The following is a 20,908-nucleotide window of genomic DNA, read 5'->3' as shown; positions in this document are numbered from 1 at the left end:
GCCTGCGCCCGGGGCCCTGCCCTGGCCTCCCGCGCGCCCCTCACGGCGAAGGACGACCTGCCCCGCGAGCTGCTCGCCACCCTGTGCGAGCGGTGTGCGCCCGCTGATAATCCCTGCGGCCAGGCCGTCACGCGTGCGCTGCAGGAGGCTGCGCGCCGGGAGAACCCGCCCCTCCAGGAGGCAAGCTGGAGCCTGGAGCACGCGGGGCCCGCCCTGGGCGCGGCCTGCCAGGAGCTCGCACGCCAGGCCGTGGGCCCCGCGGCCGTGACAGGGCCGGAGGTGGAGCCGCAGCTGCTGGCGCTCACGGAGGCGCTGGCGCCCACGTGCGTGGAGACGGGGCAACTGCCCGCGCCGCTCCTGAACGCGGCGGCGGTCCAGCAGGCCCAGCGCGCGCCCATGCTGGCGACGCTGAACAGGGCGGGCACGGTGGAGACGAAGCCCATCGAGCCGGATCAGCCGACGGGGCCTGGAGATGCCTTCCGCGCGTTCGACCAGGACGAGCTGTCCGGGGTGAAGCTGCCCATGGCGGACGCGGGCACGGACGCCGCGCTGCGGCTGGGGTACGCGCCGTCGCTGAAGTACGTGGTGTCCTTCCAGGTGCGGGCCACGGGGCCGGGCTCCCTGCGGGCACACGTCCGCGCGCCGGACGGCGTGGGGCACGCGCAGCCGGGGGGCAAGGGCTTCTTCGTGGATCCCACCGTCTGCCGCTTCCACGGCACGGGCAGGTGGGAGATCTGCAAGCCCGGAGTCCCCCTGCTCGACGTGGACGCGGTGAGCGTCCTTCCGGAGCGGCCAGGGGTGGAGCTGAAGGAGCTGGAGATCATCGGCGCCCGGTAGACACGGGCGCCATCACGCACGCGGCGTCGGAAGTGCTCCGACGTCGCCCGCGTGCGTCTTCAGGCGATGAGGCCGCGGTCGCGCGCCTGGCGGAAGATGCCGGACGCATCCTTCTTCAGGGCGGTGGACACATCCTTGACGATGGCGTCCGCCGACTTGGCGACCGACAGGTAGTTGTCGAACGTGCGCGTGAGGATGAGCACGCCCGAGATGATGACTCGCTGCAGGTTGTGCTGCAGGTCCGTGCCCTCGTACACGAGCCAGGACTGCTCACAGTAGCGGCGGCCCTCGGCGACCATCTGGTTCAGGTGCGCGCGCTCGGTCGCGTCGGGAACCTTCGCCTTGGGGCTGATGGACGCGATGTAGAGCACGTTCTGCCCCAGCCGCTGCGTCGCGTCCTCCATCTGCGCCATGATGGCCTGGACATCGTCCTTCGTCGGCGGGTTGTGCCACCGCGAGAACAGGACGCGGTCGATGAGTTCGGATTGGTACGTGGCAGACACGAAGCCTCCGGGATGCGAACGCTAACGCTGATGACGACGGGGCCGCTTCGTCGGGCACGGCCCGTGTCGCAGGGCGGAATCTGTACCAGGATCACAGAGGCGGTTGAAGAGTAGCGGACACACGCCTGCACCTTTGGCGCGCTTGTGTGCCAGCCACGCTGTGAGGATGCAGTGCTGCTGGACAACTCCGCCTGGGTCGCAACCGACACGCCAGACTATCCGGGGATTTCAGGGCGATTCTGGACGCGCGCGGGCGGCGAGGACGGCCTTCACATCGTCCAGCGTCACGCCCAGCGCCCGCACCGCGACGAGCGCGTGGAAGAGCACGTCGGCGGCCTCTTCCGCGGCCCGGTGCGTGTCCGCGTCCGCGCAGGCGGTGACGAGTTCCGCGGCCTCCTCCCCTACCTTCTTCAGGCGCAGGTTTCGATCTTCCAGGAGGCGCCGGGTGTAGCTGGGCTTCGCGCCTTCGGGCTGGGGGCCGGCCGCGCGGGCGGAGAGCGTCGCGTCCAGGTGCGCGAGCGCGTCCCAGCGGCCCTCGCCGAAGCAGGTCTCCTCGCCGGTGTGGCACGCGGGGCCGGCCTTGCGCACGCGCGCGAGCACTGCGTCTCCGTCGCAGTCCGCGGTGAGGGAGACGACCTTCTGGGTGTTCCCGCTGGTGGCGCCCTTGTGCCAGAGGCCGCGCGTTCGGGAGCGGTAGTGCATCTCGCCCGTGGCGAGCGTGCGCTCCAGCGCCTCGCGGTCGGCGTGCGCGACCATCAGCACGTCGCCGGTGCTCGCGTCCTGCGTCACCACCGTCACCAGTCCCTGGCCCTTGTCGAAGTCGAGCTTGGAGAGATCCAACGTCATGGCTGGACTCCCGTGCGCAGCACCTCGCGCACGCGCTGCGACAGCGCCGCGTTGGTGGCGATGCCGTCACCGCCGAACGCCGTGCGAGTGCCCTTCCAGTCGGTGAAGACGCCGCCCGCCTCTTCGATGATGGGCTGAAGGGCCGCCGCGTCCCAGGGCGACAGGCCTTCGTCCACCATGACCTCCGCGCGGCCGGTGGCCACGAGGAGGTAGCCGTAGCAGTCCCCCCACGTGCGGGAGAGGGAGGCCTGCCGGGACAGCTCCTTCCAGGCCGCGCCCTTCGCGGGGCTCTGGAGGAAGCGCTCATCGGTGACGAGCACCACGGCCTGCGCCAGCGAGTCCTGCTCCGACACGCGCGCCGCGGAGCCGTTCCAGAAGCAGCCCAGGCCCGGCGACGCGACGACCAGCTCGTTCACGGCCGGGAAGTAGGCCGCGCCCGCGAGGATGGTCTCCCCTTCCGCTACCGCGACGAGCGTGCCCCACAGCGGCACGCCCCGGATGAACGTCTTCGTGCCGTCGATGGGATCCAATATCCACCGGCGCTTCGCGCCCGGCCGGGACTCGCCGAACTCCTCGCCCAGGATGCCGTCCTGGGGGAAGCGCGCCTCCAGCCATTCGCGGGCGGTCCACTCGGCGGTGCGGTCCGCCACCGTCACGGGCGTTCCGTCGCTCTTGGTGTCCACGGCGATGCCGCGGCGGAAGAAGTCCAGCGCCACGTCACCGGCCTTGCGCGCCACGTCGGCGGCGGCCTCCATCAAGTCTCGCGGGTCCGCGTTCATGTCGTGCTCCGGATGGCGATGCCGTGGTCGTTCAGCAGGGACTTCAGGGCGCCCACCGTGGTGAGGCCGTCGTGGAGGATGCCGGCGACGAGCGCCGCGTCCGCAGCCCCCAGGGTCAGGGCATCGCGCACGTGCTCCGCGCGGCCCGCGCCTCCGGAGGCGATGACGGGCACATCCACCGCCTCCGCCACCGCGCGGGTCAGGTCCAGGTCATAGCCCGTGCGCGCCCCGTCCCGGTCGATGCTGGTGAGCAGCACCTCGCCCGCGCCGCGCCGGACGCACTCCTTCGCCCAGGCCACGGCGTCCAGGTCCGTGGGACGCCTGCCGCCGTGCGTGTAGACGCGGTAGCGGTTGCCCTCGCGCTTCGCGTCGATGCTGGCCACCACGCACTGGGCGCCGAAGCGCTCCGCGCAGCCGGTGAGCAGCTCCGGCGTGGCCACGGCCGCGGAGTTGATGCTCACCTTGTCCGCGCCCGCTCGCAGCGCGCGGCCCACGTCGTCCACGGTGCGCACGCCTCCGCCCACCGTGAGCGGGATGAAGAGGCGCTCCGCGGTGCGCTGGACCAGGCCCCACAGCGTCTGGCGCTCCTCGGCGCTCGCGGAGATGTCCAGGAAGGTCACCTCGTCCGCGCCCGCCTCCTCATAGCGCCGGGCCAATTCAACGGGGTCGCCCACGTCGCGCAGGCCCTCGAACTGGACGCCCTTCACCACGCGGCCGCCCTTCACGTCCAGGCAAACGATGATCCGTCGGCGGAGCATCACTTCACCTCCAGGGAGACACTGCCCTTCATGCTGAAGACGACGCCGGAGTCCACCATCGCGTCGCGCAGCGCGAGCCCCAGCGCCTTGAAGGCCGCCTCGGTGAGGTGGTGGCTGTCCTTGCCGCGCAGCACGCGCAGGTGGAGCGTGATGCGTGAGTGCTCGCAGAACGAGCGCATCCAGTGCTCGTACAGCCGGTTCTTCAACGGGCCCCGGTAGTAGAAGCGCCCGCCTGCGTCCAGGCACGCCTGCACCAGGGCGTCATCCATGGGCAGGGTGCGCTCGCCGTAGCGCGCGGCGGTGGCGGGGATGACGCGCTGGACGGCGGTGCCCAGGGTGATGGCCACGTCCTCCATCAGGTGGTGGCGCAGGTCGCCGCGGGCGTGCAGGGTCAGGTCCAGCCCCGCGTAGCGCGCGAACGTGGCGAGCATGTGATCAAAGAACTTGAGGCCCGTGTCCACCCGGGCCACGCCGGTTCCGCGCGCCAGCTCCACCGTGACCTGGGTCTCCTTCGTTTCGCGGACGACCGTGGTGACCGTGCTCATTGCGTGAACTCCCGCGCGACCGCGCGCGCATCCAACCGACCCGTGTACAGCGCCATGCCCACCACCGCTCCGTATGCGCCCACCTTCGCCAGCGAGCGCAGGTCCTCGATCGTCGTCACGCCGCCGGAGGCGTAGAGCCGGTGCCGGCTCGAACGGGCCACCTCCTCCATCAAGGGCAGGTCCACGCCGCCCAGCTGCCCCTCCTTGTGCACCGCCGTGACGAGCATCCCGCCCAGCGGCAGGGGCTCCAGCGCGGACAGCACGTCGCGGATGTCGCGCGCGCTGCCGGACGTCCAGCCGCGCGTCACGACCTCGCGGCCCTTCACGTCCGCTGCGACCACCACGCGGCCGGGGAAGCGCTCCGCGACCTCGGTGAGCCAGGCCAGGTCCTCGATGGCGCGGGTCCCCACGACGACCGAGGACGCCCCGCCCGCGAGCACCGCCTCCACGCGCGACGCCTCACGAACACCGCCGCCCACCGTGAAGGTGAGGCCCGGGGCATGCGACACCAGCCGGGCCACCACATCCGCGTTGGAGCCCTTGCCCAGCGCCGCGTCCAGGTCCACGACATGGAACGTGCGGAAGCCCAACGCGAGCCACTGCTTCAAGGCATCCAGCGGATCATTCACGCGCACACGCTCCGCCTCATAGGAGCCGCCCACGAGTTGCACGCACGCGCCTTCCCTCAGGTCGATGGCCGGGATGGCGATCATGAGGACACCTCCTGGAGGAACGCCTGCACGAAGCGCACGCCCGCGTGTGAGGACTTCTCCGGGTGGAACTGCACGCCCAGCACGTTGCCGCGCCGCACGGAGGCGGGGAACCGGTCGCCCTCGTGGGAGGTCCAGCCCACCACTTCGCGCGAATCCACGGCGCGGCAGACAAAGCTGTGCGCGTAGTACACGGTGGACAACCTCGCGGCCTTCAGCGCCCGGTCCTCCTCCACGTCGTTCCATCCAATCTGCGGAACGTGCCGCGCGGCCAGCCGGGTCACCCGGCCCGGGAAGTAGCCGAGTCCCTGCCCTGCCCCCTCGTCGCTCTCCTCGAAGAGGAGCTGCATGCCCAGGCAGATGCCCAGGCACGGCAGGCCGGCATCCAGCGCCTTGCGCATCGCCTCGTGCCCCGGAGCGAGGCGCGCCGCCGCCGAACCGAACGCCCCCACTCCGGGAAGCACCAGGACGTCGGTATCCAGCGCGCGCAGCGGATCCTCCTGCACGCGCACGTCCGCGCCGGGCGTGGTGGCCAGCGCCTTGATCAGCGAGTGCAGGTTTCCCGCGCCATAGTCGAACAAGGTCACCCGCATCACAGCACCTCCTTCAGGGCCTTCAGCGCCGACGCCATCATCGGCCAGGGTCCGCAGCCGATGCGCAGCGCATCGCCCACGCCCGTGAGCCCTTCGAACACCCGCACATTCACGTTGCGATCCCGCAGCGCCTCGCCCACCCGCCGCGCCTCAGGCACGGGGACGAGGAGGAAGTTGCCTTCCGAAGGGAGCGGCTCCAGCCCCAGCGCCTTCAAGGCGCCGCGCAGCCGCTCGCGGTTCTCCACTGCCTCCGCCGCGCAGGCCTCCATCCACGGGACGTCATCCGTGAGCGCGGCCACCGCCACGGCCTCGCCCAGCGCCGTGTGCTTGTAGGGCCCCCGGGCCTTCTCCACCTCCGCGACCACTGACGGCGCCCCGACGCCCCAGCCCACCCGCAGGCCCGCGAGTCCGAACGCCTTGGACATGGTGCGCGTCACCAGCACGTTGGGCCGCGTCCGCGCCAGGTCGAGGAAGTCCCCGCCCCGCGTGAACTCCACATAGGCCTGATCAATGAGCACCACGCCCGGAGCGGAGTCCACCAGCCGCTCCAGCGCCGCGCGCGAGGCCACCGTGCCGGTGGGGTTGTTCGGCGTGCACACGTAGATGACCTTCGCCCCCGTCGCGAGCAGCCCATCCACGTCCAGCCCATGGTCCGAGCGCAGTGGCACGGGCAGTGGCTTGAGCGCGCTCAACCGGGCGTACATGGGCACCATCACGAACGTGGGATCCGGAAAGGCCACCGCGTCCCCGGGCTCCAGGAAGGCCCGCAGCACACAGTCGATGACGTCGTCCGAGCCGCAGCCCGTCGTCACGTTCTCCACCGCGACGCCAGCGTAGGCAGCCACGGCGCGCTTCAGGTCCGGCGCATAGCCGGCGGGATAGCGAGCCAGCCGAAGGAAGCCCTCCTCCCGCAGCACGCGCTCCGCGGACGGCGGTGCGCCGAAGAGGTTGGTGTTGTCGCTCAGGTCCACCCGGCACGGCTTCTTCGCCGGGGAGTACAAGGGGATGTCCCGGTACGTCTCGCGGAATGGAATCACGGCACCCTCCAGGCCCGAGCCGCGGCCGCGTGGGCGAAGAGGCCCTCGCTGTCCGCCAGCGTCCCCACGTCGTCCGCCATCGCCGCCGCCGCTTCCGGTGTCACGCGTTGCCACGTGGTCCACCGATAGAAGTCCAGCACGCTCAGCCCCGAGTACGCCCGGGCCAGTCCCGCCGTGGGCAGCACGTGGTTCGCACCGGTGAGGTAGTCACCGAAGGCCACCGACGCGCGCTGTCCCACGAACACCGTGCCCGCGTTGCGAACCCGCGCCAGGTCCTCCGAGGGCTTCGCCGTCGCGAGCAGCAGGTGCTCCGGAGCGAACTCCGCGACGAAGGGCCACGCCTCCTCCAGCGAGTCGATGCGCAGCACCGCGCCCCGGCTCCCCAGCGCGGAAAGGACGATGTCGCCGCGCCGGGCGACGCAGGCCTGCTGCTCCACCGCGTCCCGCACCGCCTGCGCCAGCGGAGCGCCCACCACCAGCGCCACGCAGCATGCCTCGGGGTCGTGCTCCGCCTGGGCCAGCAGCTCACGCGCCACGGCGTCCGGATGGGCGCTCGCGTCGGCGACCACCAGGAGTTCGCTCGGGCCCGCGGGCGCGTCGATGGCGACGGCGTCCACCACCTGGAGCTTCGCGGCCGCCACGTAGGCGTTGCCCGGTCCGACGATGCGGTCCACGCGGGGAACGCTCTGGGTGCCGTAGGCCAGCGCGGCCACCGCGCCCGCACCGCCCAATGCGAACACCCGATCCGCGCCCGCGAGCGCCGCCGCCGCGAGCACGCCCGCGCCAGGCAAGCCATCCGGCCCTGGCGGCGAGCAGACGATGACTTCGTCCACGCCCGCGACCTTCGCGGGGACCACGCCCATGAGCACGCTGCTGGGGTACACCGCCCGGCCTCCAGGAGCGTACACACCGACGCGGCTCAGCGGATCCGGCCGGCGGCCCACGATGACACCGGGCTCCGTCTCCACCTCGATGGCCAGGGGCCGCTGCGCCGCATGAGCCCGGGCGATGTTGCGAGCCGCGCGGGACAAAGCCTCGCGCACGTCGGAGGGAATCGACTCCAATGCCGCGTTCCACCGTTCACGCGGAACCTCCAGGGCCGCCAGCTCCACGCGGTCGAACTCCCGCGCGAAGTCGAAGAGGGCCCGGTCACCTTCCGTGCGGACCCGGGCGATGAGCGCCTGGACACGGGAAGCCACCAGGGCATCCGACTCCCCCGTGCGGGCCAACAACCTCCGCCGCGCGTCGGGCTCCAGCGAGGACAAGGCGCCCTGGTACTTGAGGATGGAGGTGCTCATGCCATCAACCTCTCGATGCGCGTGACGAGGATGCCCTGCCCGCCCAGCGCCTTCAGCGCGTTGACCGTGCGGTAGAGGTTCCGCGACGAGACCACCGCGTGCACCGCGACGAAGTGCCCCCCGTTCATCACGTCCACCACCGTGGGACCATTGAGGCCGGGCAGCACTTCGCGCACCTGCTCCAGGGACGTCTTCGGGACGTTGGCCATCAGGTAGCGCCGTCCGCGCGCCGCCAGCACCGACCCCAGCGCTTGCGTCAATTCCTCCAGCGCACGCCGCGCCTCCGAGTCATTGCGTGGATACGCCACCAGCCGGGCGCTCGACTCCAGCACGGTGGCCACTTCCCTGAGGCCATTCATCTTCAGCGTGGACCCCGTGGACGTGAGGTCCACCACGATGTCCGCGATGCCCAGGTGCGGGGCGATCTCCGCCGCGCCGCTCACCGGCACCACCGTCACCTTCTGCCCTCGCTGCTGGAAGAAGGCCTGCGTCAGCCGGGGGAAGCAGGAGGCCACCCGCATCCCCTCCTTCACGTCCTCCACGCGGGAGATGCCGCTCTCGTCGCGCGCGGCCACCACCAACCGGCAGCGGCCGAACTCCAGGTCCATCAACGGCTCCAGCTCGCGCCCGGCCTCGTTCACCAGATCCCATCCGGTGACGCCCGCCTGCGCGGCGCCGTCCGCGACGAACTCCGGGATGTCCTGGGCGCGGACGAAGATGGCTTCAAACTCGCCGCCCAGGGACGCGGTGAGAGCCCGCTCGCCCCGAGCGCGCACCTCCAGGCCCGCGTCGTTGAACAGCTCGCGCACTTCCTCGGACAGACGTCCTTTGTTGGGCAGGGCAATCTTCAACATGGGTGGGCTCGGGGGACTGCGGTGGCGGAAACGAAAAAAGGCCCGTCCTGGGGGGACGGGCCTTCGATCACTGCGGCATCTGCCGGAAGTGGGTGCGTTCTAGTGCGTCACCCAGGCATGCGCGCGGCGAACGGTCCCGTCATGGGCCGGCCGATGATGCGCATGGTGATGATGCAGGGACGTGGAACGCACGGCCCTAGGGTTAACGACCGGAGGCCTCACCGTCAAGTCACCCCGGGTCATGGCCTGTCTTGACGCTTGCAAACCCGTCCTCGCTTGAGCACAAGCGGCGCATGGCAACCTCCGACGTCCTCGTGGTGGGCGGTGGTGTGATGGGCTGTGGCATCGCGCTGAAGCTCCGGCAGGCGGGCGCGCGCGTGACGGTGCTGGAGCGCTCCATTCCCGGCGCCGAAGCCTCCAGCGCCGCGGGCGGCATCCTCGCGCCCCAGTGGGAATCCGAAGGACCGGGCCCCTTCTTCGAGCTGTGCCTGCGCAGCCGCGCCCTCTATGGAAGCTTCGCCGCGGAGCTGCGCGAACTCTCCGGCGTGGACATCGCGTACCGGCCGTGCGGCCTGCTCCGCGTCGCGTTCGACGAGTCGGATCTCCATCATGTGGAGTCCACCGTGGGCTGGCAGCACGGCATGGGGCTGCGCGCCGAGCTGCTCGACGGCAAGGCCGCGCGGGAGCTGGAGCCCCACCTGTCTCCCGCCGCCGTGGGCGCCGCGCACTTCCCGGATGATCACCAGGTCGACAATCGGCTCCTCGTACGCGCGCTCACCATGGCCGCCGCGCGCGTGGGCACGGTGTTCAAGAGCGGCTACGTGCGCGGCGTGGTGCACGAGCACGGCCGCGCGGTGGGCGTGGACCTGGACGGCGAGGTGCTCCGCGCGGACGCCGTGGTGCTGGCGGCGGGCTCGTGGTCATCCCTGGTCCAGGGTGCGGGCGTGTCGGCGCAGGCGGTGCGCCCGGCGCGCGGACAGATGGTGCAGCTGCAGACGCGGCTGCCCCTGCTGGAGCGGGTGGTGACGTCCGCCAAGGGCTACCTGGTGCCGCGCGCGGACGGGCGGATCATCGCCGGGAGCACCATGGAGCACGTGGGCTTCGACAAGCAGGTGACCGCGGCGGGGCTGGCGCGGATCCTCGACATGGCCCTGCAGCTGTGCCCGGACCTGGCCAGCGCGCCCATCACGGAGACCTGGGCCGGCTTCCGCCCCTGGACCCAGGACGCACTGCCGTACATCGGAGAAGGTCCCACCCCGGGCCTGTTCCTCGCCACCGGCCACTTCCGCAACGGCATCCTGCTCGCCCCCATCACCGCGAAGCTCGTCGCCCAGGCCGTGCTGGGGGAGAAGCCCTCGGTGGACCTCACCCCCTTCCGCTACGACCGGGGGACGGTGGCACGCGGTTGACGCGGCGTGCCTGCCCGCCCTACCCCGGAAGGCGGGGAATGCATCAAGGACCGGAGACGTTCACTCCGGAACCAGGGCTCGCACCCCACCCTGGGTGGCAGGGAGGCGAGGGGGTGATGATTTCTCGCACTCGTTCGCCATTAATCCCTGGAAACCTCTAGAATCTTCGGCCGTGGAAGCCATCCCCCCCGCACCGCCCAGAATCCTGATCGTCGACGACGACGATTCCGTCCGCGACGTCATCTCCGTGCTCCTCCGTGAGGAGGGCTACAACTGCGTCGTGGCCAACGGCGCCGAGATGGCGCTCGACGTGGCGGGTGAAGAAGAGACGCCGCTCGTCATCAGCGACATGAAGATGCCGGGCCGCGACGGACTCTGGCTGCTGGAGAACCTGCGCGAGCGGCTGCCGGACACGTCCGTCATCATGCTCACCGGCTACGGCGACACCGAGTCCGCCGTGGACTGTCTGCGCCGGGGCGCGGTGGACTACCTGCTCAAGCCACCCAAGCTCACGGACCTCATCCGCGCCATCGAGCGCGCGCTCGCCAAGCGCCGCATCGAGATGGCGCGCAAGCGCTACCAGAAGAAGCTCGAGGGCAAGGTGCGCGACCGCACCGCCGAGCTGCGCAGCGCGCTGCACAACATCGCGAACACTTACCAGAACACGCTGCTGGCGCTGGTGGCGGCCCTGGACGCGCGCGAGCACGAGACGAGCGACCACTCCCAGCGCGTGGTCAGCTACACCTCCGCCATCGCCACCCGCATGGGCATCCACGGCAAGGAGATGGAGGAGATCGGCCGCGGGGCCCTGCTGCACGACATCGGGAAGATCGGCGTGCCGGACGCGGTGCTGCTCAAGCCCGGCAAGCTCACCCCCGACGAGTGGCTGGAGATGCGGCGTCATCCGGAGATCGGCTTCCAGATGATCCAGAACATCCCCTTCCTCTCGACGCCGGCGGACATCGTCCTGTCGCACCAGGAGCGCTACGACGGCGCGGGCTACCCCCGCAACCTCCAGCGCAATGAGATCCACATCGGCGCGCGCATCTTCGCGGTGGCGGACACGCTGGACGCGATGACGAGCGACCGGCCGTACCGCAAGGGCACGACGTTCGCGAACGCCATCCAGGAGATCAAGCGCTGCGCCAACACGCAGTTCGACCCGGAGGTCGTGAAGGCGTTCCTGGACATCGGCGAGGAGGGTCTCATCCGCATCAAGAAGGAGATGGCGGAGAAGAAGCTCAACCCGATGCAGGCCGCCGCGGACGCCGCCGAGTCCGAGGCCGAGCTGGCGCGGCTCACCGACCTGGACGACGAGCCGGACTCTCCGCCCGTGGGCCCCAGCGCCACGCCCATCGGCGCGCCGCCCGCCGTCATCCGCTCGGCGTCCGGGACCGAAGGCTGAGGCAGTCGGCGGGAAGCGGTGCCTTTCCGCGCGGGGGTTGCTATCCATGAAGGCGGAAGGCCCTGCGATGACCGCCCCCCTGCCCGCTCCCGATCCGCTCGCCCCGCCGCTGTGTGACGCGCAGGGGCGGCGCATGACGTACCTGCGGCTGAGCGTCACGGACCGCTGCAACTTCCGCTGCACGTACTGCTCACCGGCCTCCTGGGGCGGCAAGAAGGACCTGCTCGACGCGGGCGAGTTCGAGCGCATCGTCTCCGTCTTCGCGCGCATGGGCATCCGCCGCGTGCGCCTGACAGGGGGCGAGCCGCTCGCCCGGCCGGACATCCTCGACATCGCGAAGCGCATCGCCGCGGTGCCGGGCGTGGAGCACCTGGCCATCACCACCAACGCGAGCCGCCTGGAGTCGCTGGCCGGGCCGCTGCGCGACGCGGGCGTCACCCAGCTCAACCTGAGCCTGGACACGCTGTCCGCGGAGGTGTTCCGGCGCATCTCCAAGCAGGGCGACTTCGAGGCGGTGCTGCGCGGCATCGACGCGGCGGCGGGCGCGGGCTTCCAGTCGCTGAAGCTCAACGTCGTGGTGATGCGCGGCACCAACGACGCGGAGGTGCCGGAGCTGGTGACGTACGCGCACGCGCGCGGCATCACCCCGCGCTTCATCGAATTGATGCCCTTTGGCCAGGGCACGCCGGTGCCCACGGCGGAGCTGCTGGAGCGCCTGGCGGCCTCCGGCCGCGTCCTCACCGAGGAGCCGCAGGAGAGCGCCGCGTCACCCACGTCCGGGCCGGCGCGCTACTGGCGCACGGACAGCGGGCGCGTGGGGTTCATCTCCCCGCTGACGCAGAACTTCTGCGGCGGCTGCAACCGGGTGCGGGTGGCGTCCAACGGGGACCTGCGCAGCTGCCTGGGCGGCCGGGCGCAGGCGCCGCTGCATCAGCTCATCCGGGGCGGCGCGACGGACGCGGAGCTGGCCGTGGCCGTGCGCCGCGCGCTCGGGGAGAAGCCGGAGGGGCACCGTTTCACGGAGGCCGGAAACGGCGCCACGCTCCTGCCCATGATGGGCATTGGCGGCTGAGGGCTACTTCACCAGCCGGATGTTCACGGGGTAGCGGTACAGCTCGCCGTCGTTGGCCTTCAGGCCGGCGATGACCGTGAAGATGATCGACACGATCGCCACCAGGGGCGCCAGGACGAAGCCGATCACCGCGCACATCAGCACCGCGGAGATGGCCATCGCGATGAAGGTGGTGATCTGGAAGTTGAGCGACTCCACCGCGTGCGCGCGGACGAAGGACGACTCCTTGCCCTTGGTCAGCATCAGGAACAGCGGCACCGCCCAGCCCAGGAAGCCCGCGCCCACGACGACACCGGCGATGGAGCCCAGGTGGGCCAGCATCCCCATCGTCTTCTCATCCGACGTCGCCGTCGGCGAGCCGGTGATGAACGTGCCGAACTGCTGATCCTCGCGCTGACTCGGGTCCATGGAAACGCCCTCCAAAATTGAATGGGGCGCGACGGGTGCGCCCGGATGAGCGCACCATGACATGGCGTGTCGGTCCCTGTCATCCAGCGGACAGGGGCCGAGCGTGCAGGCCCCCGCCCACCGGCGCCCGTCAGCGGTACAGCTCGTGGCCCGCCTTCTTGAATTCCTCGCTCTTCTCCTTCATCCCCTGCTCCAGGGCCTGGGCTTCGTTGACGCCGACCTTGTCCGCGTAGTCGCGCACGTCCTGGGTGATCTTCATGGAGCAGAAGTGCGGGCCGCACATGGAGCAGAAGTGCGCGACCTTGGCGCCTTCCGCGGGGAGCGTCTCGTCGTGGAAGGCGCGGGCGCGCTCGGGGTCCAGGGACAGGTTGAACTGATCCTCCCAGCGGAACTCGAAGCGCGCCTTGGACAGGGCGTTGTCGCGGGCCTGGGCGCCCGGGTGGCCCTTGGCCAGGTCCGCGGCGTGGGCGGCGATCTTGTACGTGATGACACCCTCCTTCACGTCGTCACGGTCGGGCAGGCCCAGGTGCTCCTTGGGCGTCACGTAGCAGAGCATCGCCGTGCCGAACCAACCGATCATCGCCGCGCCAATGCCGCTGGTGAAGTGATCGTAGCCGGGCGCGATGTCCGTGGTGAGGGGCCCCAGCGTGTAGAACGGCGCCTCGTGGCACACGGCGAGCTGCTTCGTCATGTTCTCCTGGATGAGGTGCATGGGGACGTGGCCGGGGCCTTCGATCATCACCTGCACGTCGTGCTTCCAGGCCACCTTCGTCAGCTCGCCCAGCGTCTCCAGTTCGCCGAACTGCGCGGCGTCGTTGGCGTCCGCGATGGAGCCGGGGCGCAGGCCGTCGCCCAGGCTGAAGCTGACGTCGTACGCCTTCATGATCTCGCAGATCTCCTCGAAGTGCGTGTAGAGGAAGTTCTCTTTGTGGTGGGCCAGGCACCACTTGGCGAGGATGGAGCCGCCGCGGCTGACGATGCCGGTGAGGCGCTTCGCGGTGAGCGGCACGTACTGGAGGCGCACGCCCGCGTGGATGGTGAAGTAGTCCACGCCCTGCTCGGCCTGTTCGATGAGCGTGTCGCGGAAGATGGCCCAGGTGAGCTCCTCGGCCTTGCCGCCCACCTTCTCCAGCGCCTGGTAGATGGGCACGGTGCCGATGGGCACGGGCGCGTTGCGGAGGATCCACTCGCGCGTCTCGTGGATGTTGCGGCCGGTGGACAGGTCCATGACGGTGTCCGCGCCCCAGCGGATGGACCAGACCATCTTCTCCACCTCCTCCTCGATGGAGGACGTGACGGCGGAGTTGCCGATGTTGGCGTTGATCTTCACCAGGAAGTTGCGGCCGATGATCATCGGCTCCAGCTCCGGGTGGTTGATGTTGGCGGGGATGATGGCGCGGCCCCGGGCGATCTCATCGCGCACGAACTCCGGAGTAATCACACGCGGAATCGCGGCGCCCCAGGAGTGGCCGGGGTGCTGGGCGGCGAGTGAAGCGTCGAGCTTCTGGTTCTCGCGCACGGCGACGTATTCCATCTCCGGCGTGATGATGCCCTTGCGGGCGTAGTGCATCTGGCTGACGTTGGCGCCGGCCTTCGCGACGCGGGGCTTGCGGATGTGGCTGAAGCGCAGGCCGTTGAGGCGCGGGTCGGCTTCGCGGGCGCGGCCGTACTCAGACGTGATGCCGTCCAGTTCGTCCGTGTCGTTGCGGGCGCGGATCCAGTCCTCACGGACGGCGGGCAGGCCCCGGCGCAGATCGATGTCGGCGGAGGGGTCGGTGTAGGGGCCGCTGGAGTCGTAGACGTGGACGGGAGGGTTGGCGGTCTCCGGGCCAGCGTGGCCGTGGTGGCGCGTGGGTGTCTGGGCGATTTCGCGCAGCGGGACGCGCAGGTCGGGATGCAGGGCCCCGGGCACGTAGACCTTGCGCGAGGCGGGAAGCGGGCCGCGGCTGATTCCCTCCAGCACCTTCCCATCGACCTTCAGGCTCTTGGACGCTCCACTCATCGGACATCTCCTCGTGAGAACGGACGGGAGACGGGACGGGAGCATGGAGCGCCCACACCGCTTCCCTCCGCCGGTACTAACCGGTTCAGGTTCAAAGGGATCGGACGCGGCCACGCGTCCGTCTCAGCCCCCTTCCGGAGGCACCCCTAGCGACTGCGGAGCGGTGTAGCGCAGGGGGAAGCCCGCTTCAACCCGTGCGGAGGTGAGCCCGGGTCCAGTGGACGCACGGTGGCCCTGTGGGGAGGGGGCGCGCTGTCTTTTCTAGAACTCGGTGGGAAGCTCCGGGCCGCGTGCAAGGGATTGGGCGCTCCGGGGGCCCAGCCGTGTCCCTGGCGCACGTGCCTCTCAGGCAACGCGAGCAACACCCCCTGTCGCTCTGGAAGCAACAAAGGGGAGTCGCCACACCCTCCCCTCCCTCTGGGAGCGCGCTGGTACGGCGATTGAAGTGGGTCAGCCCAGCCACGGGTCGCGGCGGTAGCGGCGCGTCGTGGCAGGGGGAGCCCCTTTGGCGGGCACCTCCTTCACGTCTGTGAATGGAGGCAACACCATGCAGCGCAACACCAGGCGAGTCCTCTCGCGCGCGGGCACTTTGGTCGTGACCCTGGGGCTGATGTCCGGCTCCGTGGCCGTCGCGCAGGACAAGCCCACTTCGGAAAATCCGTCGAACATTCCTCCCAGCCGCGTCATCGCGGGCCGGCCCCTGCACTCGCCTCCGAAGATGAACGCGGCGGATGCTCGCAAGAGCGTCAATGCCTTCATCACCTGGGCCGGTGAGTCCGTGGTGGAAGAGCAGAGCACCGCGCGCCGGGCGCTGGCCTCCGCCGCGAAGCAGCCGGAGCTCGTGCAGGCCTTCATGGAGGAAATCCTCGCGGCCCACGAGTCCGGCGACACCAGCCGCGCGCTCGTCGGCCTGGGCCTGCTGGGAGAGATGCGGACCTACGACGGCGCGAAGTTCCTCGTGGAGTTCGTCCACAGGCCCCTGCCCACCAAGGGCACCGTCATCGAAGGCGAGCTCCAGGAAGAGGCCCAATTGGCGCGCCTGCAGGCCAAGGCCATCGCGGGCGTCGCGTACCTGCGCAACGAGGAGTTCGACCGCGAGGTGGCGTACCAGGCCGGCAACCACCCCTCCGTCATCGTCCGCGCGGAGGCCATCAGCGCGTACCTCTGGAACCGCGGAGACTCGCTGGAGGCTCGCAAGGCATTGGAGCCGTTCGTCCGCAAGGAGGAGCGGCTGTACCTGGACCGCGTCCGGCGCGTCACCGGCGAAGGCGCGGATGCCTTCAACCGCAAGCTCACCGCCTACCTGAAGGCCCACCCGGAGGTGCAGGCGCCGGATCCCGTGCGCAAGGACCCGCGCCCGCCCGAGGAGAAGCCCAACACCTTCGACGTGACCCCTCCGAAGTTCTGACCTTCCCTCACGACCTGAGGAGCGAGAACGCCCATGAATCTCAAGCAAGGCATTGCCCTGATGTCGTCCGTCCTGGCCTTCGGTCTGGCCACCGAAGCCGGCGCCGTCTGCACCCAGACGGCCGCGAGCCAGGCGGACCGGGACCTCTGGAACACCCACGGCTGCTGGCAGGACTTCTTCCTCTGGCAGTACAAGGCCTACGGCCTGCGCTCCGGAGACTGGAGCAACCGCGGCTGGAATGCCGCCTGCAACGTCAACCTGGAGTTCCCCAAGCACTGGAACGCGTCCTACCTGCTGACGTACGGCATGGAGGACGACTGGAACCAGTCCTTCCACGGCACCGAGGACTACCGGGCGACGGCGGAGGCGCGCAGCAGCAACTTCCACGACAGCCTCTACCACAGCATCACCGACCGCACGGACGTCTTCGGGACCTTCACGCCCCGCTTCTGGCCGTGGGACACGGACCGCGTGGAGACCGCGTGCCCCCTCTACAACCCGACCGTCAGCAACTCCAACCCGGGCTCTCGCGCGGGTGACTACATGCACGAGGGCTGGCACGCCTACTTCGACAAGTACAACTTCGACAACGGCAACACCGGCGGCCACCGCCCCGGCCCGCAGGGCGCGTGCACCATCAACGGCTGCGACTACTTCTACTTCCACGGCATCTCCAAGTATGTCTTTGGCGCCATGTGGGAGAACAATGGCACCGCCAGCCGGTTCCACTCGCCCAACCAGGTGCAGGTGGAGTTCCTCTGCGATGTGGCGGATCAATCCCAGTGGTGGATTCCGCTGAGCGTGAGGCAGACCGCGGCGTCGGATGCCAATGCCCGCGCCGCGTCTCGCTTCATCAACGGCCCGGGTTACACCTGCGGCAGCCCTCGCCCCTGGTAGCTGGAAGGAAATGACAGATGGCGCATTCGGAGCGTGACGCCGCGAAGCCGTTTCGGATGCGCCTGATGTCGGGCCTGGCCCTCCTGTCGCTGGTCTGCTGTTCGAGTCCACAGAAGCAGACCGGGACGGAGGGCCCGGAGCAGGGCACCTGGACGCCCCTGCCCTCGGGCGCGCCCATGGGCACGGGGCTCCAGGTGGCGAGTGTCTTCGATGGCCAGAACGTCCTGCTCTGGGGCGGGCTGGGCGGCTGCACCGTCAACGGCGTCTGCGGTGACGGGGCCCGTTTCAACCTGGAGGCGAAGACCTGGACGCCCCTGTCGACCCAGGGGGCACCGTCCGCGCGCACCCTGCACTCGGCGGTGTGGACCGGCGAGAAGATGATCGTCTGGGGTGGGCTCGGCTGTGGAAGCCCCCTGGGCCCCTGCGGCGACGGCGCGACCTATGACCCGGCCACCGACACCTGGAGCGCCATCACGTCCCAGGGCGCGCCCTCTCCGCGCGGGGGACACACGGCCACCTGGACCGGTGAGGTGATGGTGGTGTGGGGGGGCCAGGATCTCCAGCAGGGGCGCGTGTTCGGGGACGGGGCCCGCTACCACGTCGATGCGGGCATCTGGACGACCCTGAACCTCGTCGAGGCCCCCGTGGGGCGCCGCTACCACTCCGCGGTGTGGACCGGCGAGCTCAGCGGCGAGGTGCTCTACTGGGGCGGAAACGGCGGCGGTGGCACCGTGGACGTGGCCCTGGCGGACGGCTCGAGCTACGGCCCCTTCGAGGGCCACTGGCTGGCGATGCCGACCGAAGGGGCACCCACGGGCCGCTGGGCGCACACGGCGGTGTGGACCGGCGCGAAGATGATCATCTGGGGCGGGATCGGCTGCGGCGACGACACGCAGGACCCACCGGTCTATTGCGAGCAGGGCGCCGCGTACGATCCGGTGGACCGGAAGTGGTCACCCGTCTCCGCCAGGGGCGCGCCCTCACCTCGCACCGGGCACTCCGCGGTGTGGACCGGCTCGAAGATGGTCATCTGGGGTGGCGCGTCGCCGAAGTGCGGCTCCGGCGGCGGCGCCTGCTCGGACGGCGCGGCCTACGACCCGGAGACGGACACGTGGGCGCCGCTGCGCACTGAAGGCGCCCCTTCCGCACGGTCCGGGCACGTGGGCGTGTGGACTGGCAACGCCCTCTTCATCTGGGGAGGCATGGGGGGCGGCGGCGCGGAAGCTCCCCTGTCGGATGGCGCCCTGTGGGTGCCGTGACGGCGAGGCTTCCGCCTACACCTTCACGGTCTTCACGAGCGGCAGTTCGCGCACGCGGGTGCCCGTGAGCGCGAACACGGCGTTGGCCAGGGCCGGAGCCACGGGGGGCACTCCGGGCTCTCCCACGCCTCCGGGACGACCGTCGCTGGGGATGATGTCCACGTGGATGCGCTTCGGCGTCTCCGCGATGCGCGCCAGGCGGTAGTCGCGGAAGTTGCTCTCCACCACGGCGCCGTCCTTCATCGTGATGGCGCCGTAGAGCCCCAGGCTCAGGCCGAACACCACCGCGCCCTCCATCTGCGCCCGCACGCGCTCCATGTTCACGATGGTGCCCGCGTCCGCGACGATCCACGCCTCGTCCACCCGGATGCGCTCGTCCGCGTCCTTCACCACCGACACCACCACCGCCACGTACGTCAGGAAGCTGCGGTGCGCCGCCAGCCCCAGCGCCCTGCCCTCCCGCTTGCGCTCGTCCCAGCGCGCCAGGCCCGTCACGCGCTCAATCACCCTGCGCAGCCGCGCCGTGTCCACCGGGTGCTCGTCCAGGGATTGGCCGTAGTTCGGCACCTTCGCCACGCCCAGGTCCTTGGGCGTCACGATGCGCGACGGCCCCAGTACCTCCAGCAACGTGTCTCGCGGATCCGTGCCGCGCTCGTGCGCCAGCTCGTCGATGAAGCTCTGCACCGCGAACGCGTGGTAGATGTTCGCCACGGACCGCAGCCAGCCGATGCGCGTGTGCGCTCGCGCCTCGCAGTTCTCCATCCGCACGTCGGGGATGGCCAGCGGCAGGTCCACGATGCCCTGCCCCATCTCTCCGTCCCCCGCGAACGTCGCGTCGGAGAACGTGGAGCCGATGGGCGGGAACGCGATGCGCTGGTGCCACGCCACCACCTTGCCGTTCGCGTCCAGGCCCGCCTCCAGCCGCTGCGCGCTCGTGGAGTGGTAGTAGTCGTGGCGCACATCATCCTCGCGCGTCCACTGCAAGCGCACCGGCGCGCCCACCGCCTTCGCGACGAGCGCCGCCTCCACCACGTAGTCCGGCTTCGACTTGCGGCCGAACCCGCCGCCCAGCAGCGTCACGTGGACGGTCACCTTCGACGGGTCGATGCCCAGCGCCTTCGCCACCTCGCTGCGCGCGGCCTGCGGGTTCTGCGTCGTGGCCCACACCTCGCAGGTGCCGTTCTCCACCTTCGCCACCGCCGCGGGCGGCTCCATGGGCGCGTGCGCCAGGTGCGGCGTGTTGTACGTGGCCTGCACCCGCCTGGCCGCCTTCGCCAGCGCGCCCTCCGCGTCGCCGACGTTGCGCACCACCTTGCCCGGCTTGCCAATCACCGCCAGCAGCTGCTCGCGGTACGCCTCCGAGTCGTAGACGACGTTCTCCCCGCCCTCCCACGTCACGTCCAGCACCGCGCGGCCCTTCATCGCCGCCCAGGTGTGGTCCGCCACCACCGCCAGTCCTCCCAGCGGCTGGAACAGGAAGGGCTTCGTCGCCGCTGGCAGCTCCACCACCTGCCGCACGCCCGGCACCGCCAGCGTCTTCGTCGCGTCGTAGCGGGCCACCTTGCCTCCCGCCACGGGCGGACGCGCGATGACCACCGTGCGCATCCCCGGCAACACGACGTCCGCGCCGAACACCGCCCGGCCCGTCACGATGTCCGGCCCGTCCAGCAGCGGCAGCTCCTTGCCCAGGTGCTTGAGCTCGCTGCGCGGACGGAGCGTCACCGCTTCCTTCTTGGGCACCTTCAGCTTCGCCGCGTCACCGGCCAGCTCGCCGAACTTGAGCGAGCGCTGCGTGCCCTTGTGGAAGACGGCGTGGTCGCGCGCCTCGCACTCCGTGGGCGCCACCTTCCAGCGCTTCGCCGCCACCGCCACCAGCATCGTGCGCGCCGTCGCGCCCGCGTAGCGCAGGTCGTCGAAGATCTTCCGCACGCTGCTGGAGCCGTCCGTGTTCTGGTCGCCGTAGGCCTCGTCGCCGTCGCCCTGGACCACCTTCACGTGGGCCATGTCCGCGCCCAGCTCGTCCGCGATGAGCACCGGCAGCGAGCTGCGCACGCCCTGCCCCATCTCCGAGCGGTGGCAGACGATGGTCACCACGCCGTCTGGCGCCACGTGCACGAAGACGTTGGCCCGGAGGCCATTCGTGGGCACCTCCGGCATCGCCGTGGGCATGGGCGCGGCGTGCGCCCTGGCGGGCAGGAACACCTCCAACCCCAGGCCCGCGGCCACGAGTCCCATTCCTTCGAGCACGGAGCGGCGCGACAGACGGATGCGAGTGTCTTGCATGGTGG

General features: G+C 70.5%; 20 protein-coding genes and 1 riboswitch. Of the genes, 7 read left to right on the top strand and 13 right to left on the bottom strand.

Going from position 1 to position 20,908, the window contains the following annotated elements:
• A partial coding sequence (locus D7V80_RS41700; protein WP_120587515.1) for a hypothetical protein occupies window positions 1–837 on the top strand: 837 nt, incomplete at its 5' end.
• Window positions 838–896: 59 nt separating this feature from the next.
• On the opposite strand, the gene D7V80_RS07530 is transcribed toward D7V80_RS41700, so the two are convergent.
• The 10 genes from D7V80_RS07530 to hisG all read right to left on the bottom strand — a co-directional run bounded on the left by D7V80_RS07530 (window position 897) and on the right by hisG (window position 8,760).
• The gene (locus tag D7V80_RS07530) at window positions 897–1,340 is read right to left on the bottom strand and encodes a hypothetical protein (protein WP_014396527.1); all 444 of its coding nucleotides are present in this window, start codon (window positions 1,338–1,340) and stop codon (window positions 897–899) included.
• A gap of 228 nt (window positions 1,341–1,568) precedes the next feature.
• On the bottom strand, window positions 1,569–2,186 hold the full coding sequence (gene hisIE / locus D7V80_RS07525) for a bifunctional phosphoribosyl-AMP cyclohydrolase/phosphoribosyl-ATP diphosphatase HisIE (RefSeq protein WP_120587514.1): 618 nt from the start codon (window positions 2,184–2,186) through the stop codon (window positions 1,569–1,571).
• Window positions 2,183–2,965: a histidinol-phosphatase gene (gene hisN, locus D7V80_RS07520; protein WP_120587513.1), complete on the bottom strand. Its 783-nt coding sequence runs from the start codon at window positions 2,963–2,965 to the stop codon at window positions 2,183–2,185. The genes hisIE and hisN overlap by 4 nt, the downstream gene beginning before the upstream one ends.
• Window positions 2,962–3,726 (bottom strand): imidazole glycerol phosphate synthase subunit HisF, encoded by a 765-nt coding sequence (gene hisF, locus D7V80_RS07515; RefSeq protein WP_370452470.1) that lies wholly within the window; start codon window positions 3,724–3,726, stop codon window positions 2,962–2,964. The genes hisN and hisF overlap by 4 nt, the downstream gene beginning before the upstream one ends.
• Window positions 3,723–4,268 (bottom strand): imidazoleglycerol-phosphate dehydratase, encoded by a 546-nt coding sequence (locus tag D7V80_RS07510; protein WP_014396523.1) that lies wholly within the window; start codon window positions 4,266–4,268, stop codon window positions 3,723–3,725. The genes hisF and D7V80_RS07510 overlap by 4 nt, the downstream gene beginning before the upstream one ends.
• Window positions 4,265–4,981, bottom strand: a complete 717-nt coding sequence (locus D7V80_RS07505) for a HisA/HisF-related TIM barrel protein (protein WP_120587511.1) — start codon at window positions 4,979–4,981, stop codon at window positions 4,265–4,267. The genes D7V80_RS07510 and D7V80_RS07505 overlap by 4 nt, the downstream gene beginning before the upstream one ends.
• Window positions 4,978–5,571, bottom strand: coding sequence for an imidazole glycerol phosphate synthase subunit HisH (gene hisH / locus D7V80_RS07500; protein ID WP_120587510.1), 594 nt, complete (start codon window positions 5,569–5,571; stop codon window positions 4,978–4,980). The genes D7V80_RS07505 and hisH overlap by 4 nt, the downstream gene beginning before the upstream one ends.
• Window positions 5,571–6,608, bottom strand: a complete 1,038-nt coding sequence (locus tag D7V80_RS07495; RefSeq protein ID WP_120587509.1) for a histidinol-phosphate transaminase — start codon at window positions 6,606–6,608, stop codon at window positions 5,571–5,573. The genes hisH and D7V80_RS07495 overlap by 1 nt, the downstream gene beginning before the upstream one ends.
• Window positions 6,605–7,906, bottom strand: coding sequence for a histidinol dehydrogenase (hisD, locus tag D7V80_RS07490; RefSeq protein WP_120587508.1), 1,302 nt, complete (start codon window positions 7,904–7,906; stop codon window positions 6,605–6,607). The genes D7V80_RS07495 and hisD overlap by 4 nt, the downstream gene beginning before the upstream one ends.
• Window positions 7,903–8,760, bottom strand: a complete 858-nt coding sequence (gene hisG / locus D7V80_RS07485) for an ATP phosphoribosyltransferase (RefSeq protein WP_120587507.1) — start codon at window positions 8,758–8,760, stop codon at window positions 7,903–7,905. Before hisG ends, hisD begins: the two co-directional genes overlap by 4 nt.
• Window positions 8,761–9,053: 293 nt before the next feature.
• Between hisG and thiO the strand changes: the two genes are divergently transcribed.
• The 3 genes from thiO to moaA all read left to right on the top strand — a co-directional run bounded on the left by thiO (window position 9,054) and on the right by moaA (window position 12,646).
• On the top strand, window positions 9,054–10,169 hold the full coding sequence (gene thiO, locus D7V80_RS07480) for a glycine oxidase ThiO (RefSeq protein ID WP_120587506.1): 1,116 nt from the start codon (window positions 9,054–9,056) through the stop codon (window positions 10,167–10,169).
• Between the two features lie 172 nt (window positions 10,170–10,341).
• Entirely contained in the window at window positions 10,342–11,574 is a 1,233-nt protein-coding gene (locus D7V80_RS07475; protein WP_120587505.1) for an HD-GYP domain-containing protein, read from the top strand.
• A 67-nt stretch (window positions 11,575–11,641) separates the two neighbouring features.
• Window positions 11,642–12,646: a GTP 3',8-cyclase MoaA gene (gene moaA, locus D7V80_RS07470; RefSeq protein WP_120587504.1), complete on the top strand. Its 1,005-nt coding sequence runs from the start codon at window positions 11,642–11,644 to the stop codon at window positions 12,644–12,646.
• Window positions 12,647–12,649: 3 nt separating this feature from the next.
• Here moaA and D7V80_RS07465 read toward each other — a convergent pair whose 3' ends face one another.
• Window positions 12,650–13,054 (bottom strand): DUF4870 domain-containing protein, encoded by a 405-nt coding sequence (locus D7V80_RS07465; protein WP_120587503.1) that lies wholly within the window; start codon window positions 13,052–13,054, stop codon window positions 12,650–12,652.
• Window positions 13,055–13,184: 130 nt separating this feature from the next.
• Window positions 13,185–15,056 (bottom strand): phosphomethylpyrimidine synthase ThiC, encoded by a 1,872-nt coding sequence (gene thiC / locus D7V80_RS07460; protein ID WP_120587502.1) that lies wholly within the window; start codon window positions 15,054–15,056, stop codon window positions 13,185–13,187.
• A gap of 45 nt (window positions 15,057–15,101) precedes the next feature.
• Window positions 15,102–15,214, bottom strand: a riboswitch (TPP riboswitch).
• A 389-nt stretch (window positions 15,215–15,603) separates the two neighbouring features.
• Here thiC and D7V80_RS07455 point away from each other — a divergent pair.
• Genes D7V80_RS07455 through D7V80_RS07445 form a run of 3 tightly spaced genes read left to right on the top strand, consistent with a single transcriptional unit; the run spans window position 15,604 to window position 18,620 of the window.
• Window positions 15,604–16,464 carry a hypothetical protein gene (locus D7V80_RS07455; protein WP_147447009.1) on the top strand — a complete coding sequence of 287 codons (861 nt, stop codon included), beginning with the start codon at window positions 15,604–15,606 and terminating at the stop codon, window positions 16,462–16,464.
• Window positions 16,465–16,497: 33 nt separating this feature from the next.
• Window positions 16,498–17,361 (top strand): hypothetical protein, encoded by an 864-nt coding sequence (locus tag D7V80_RS07450; RefSeq protein ID WP_120617908.1) that lies wholly within the window; start codon window positions 16,498–16,500, stop codon window positions 17,359–17,361.
• Between the two features lie 17 nt (window positions 17,362–17,378).
• A complete protein-coding gene (locus D7V80_RS07445) occupies window positions 17,379–18,620 on the top strand; it encodes a hypothetical protein (protein WP_120587499.1) in 1,242 nt (413 codons plus the stop codon).
• Between the two features lie 15 nt (window positions 18,621–18,635).
• Here D7V80_RS07445 and D7V80_RS07440 read toward each other — a convergent pair whose 3' ends face one another.
• On the bottom strand, window positions 18,636–20,903 hold the full coding sequence (locus D7V80_RS07440) for a molybdopterin cofactor-binding domain-containing protein (protein ID WP_120587498.1): 2,268 nt from the start codon (window positions 20,901–20,903) through the stop codon (window positions 18,636–18,638).
• Between the last annotated feature and the right edge of the window lie 5 nt (window positions 20,904–20,908).

It is taken from the genome of Corallococcus sp. CA054B (genome assembly GCF_003611625.1).
Lineage (GTDB): Bacteria > Myxococcota > Myxococcia > Myxococcales > Myxococcaceae > Corallococcus > Corallococcus coralloides.
This window is presented reverse-complemented; position numbering and strand designations above follow the sequence as displayed.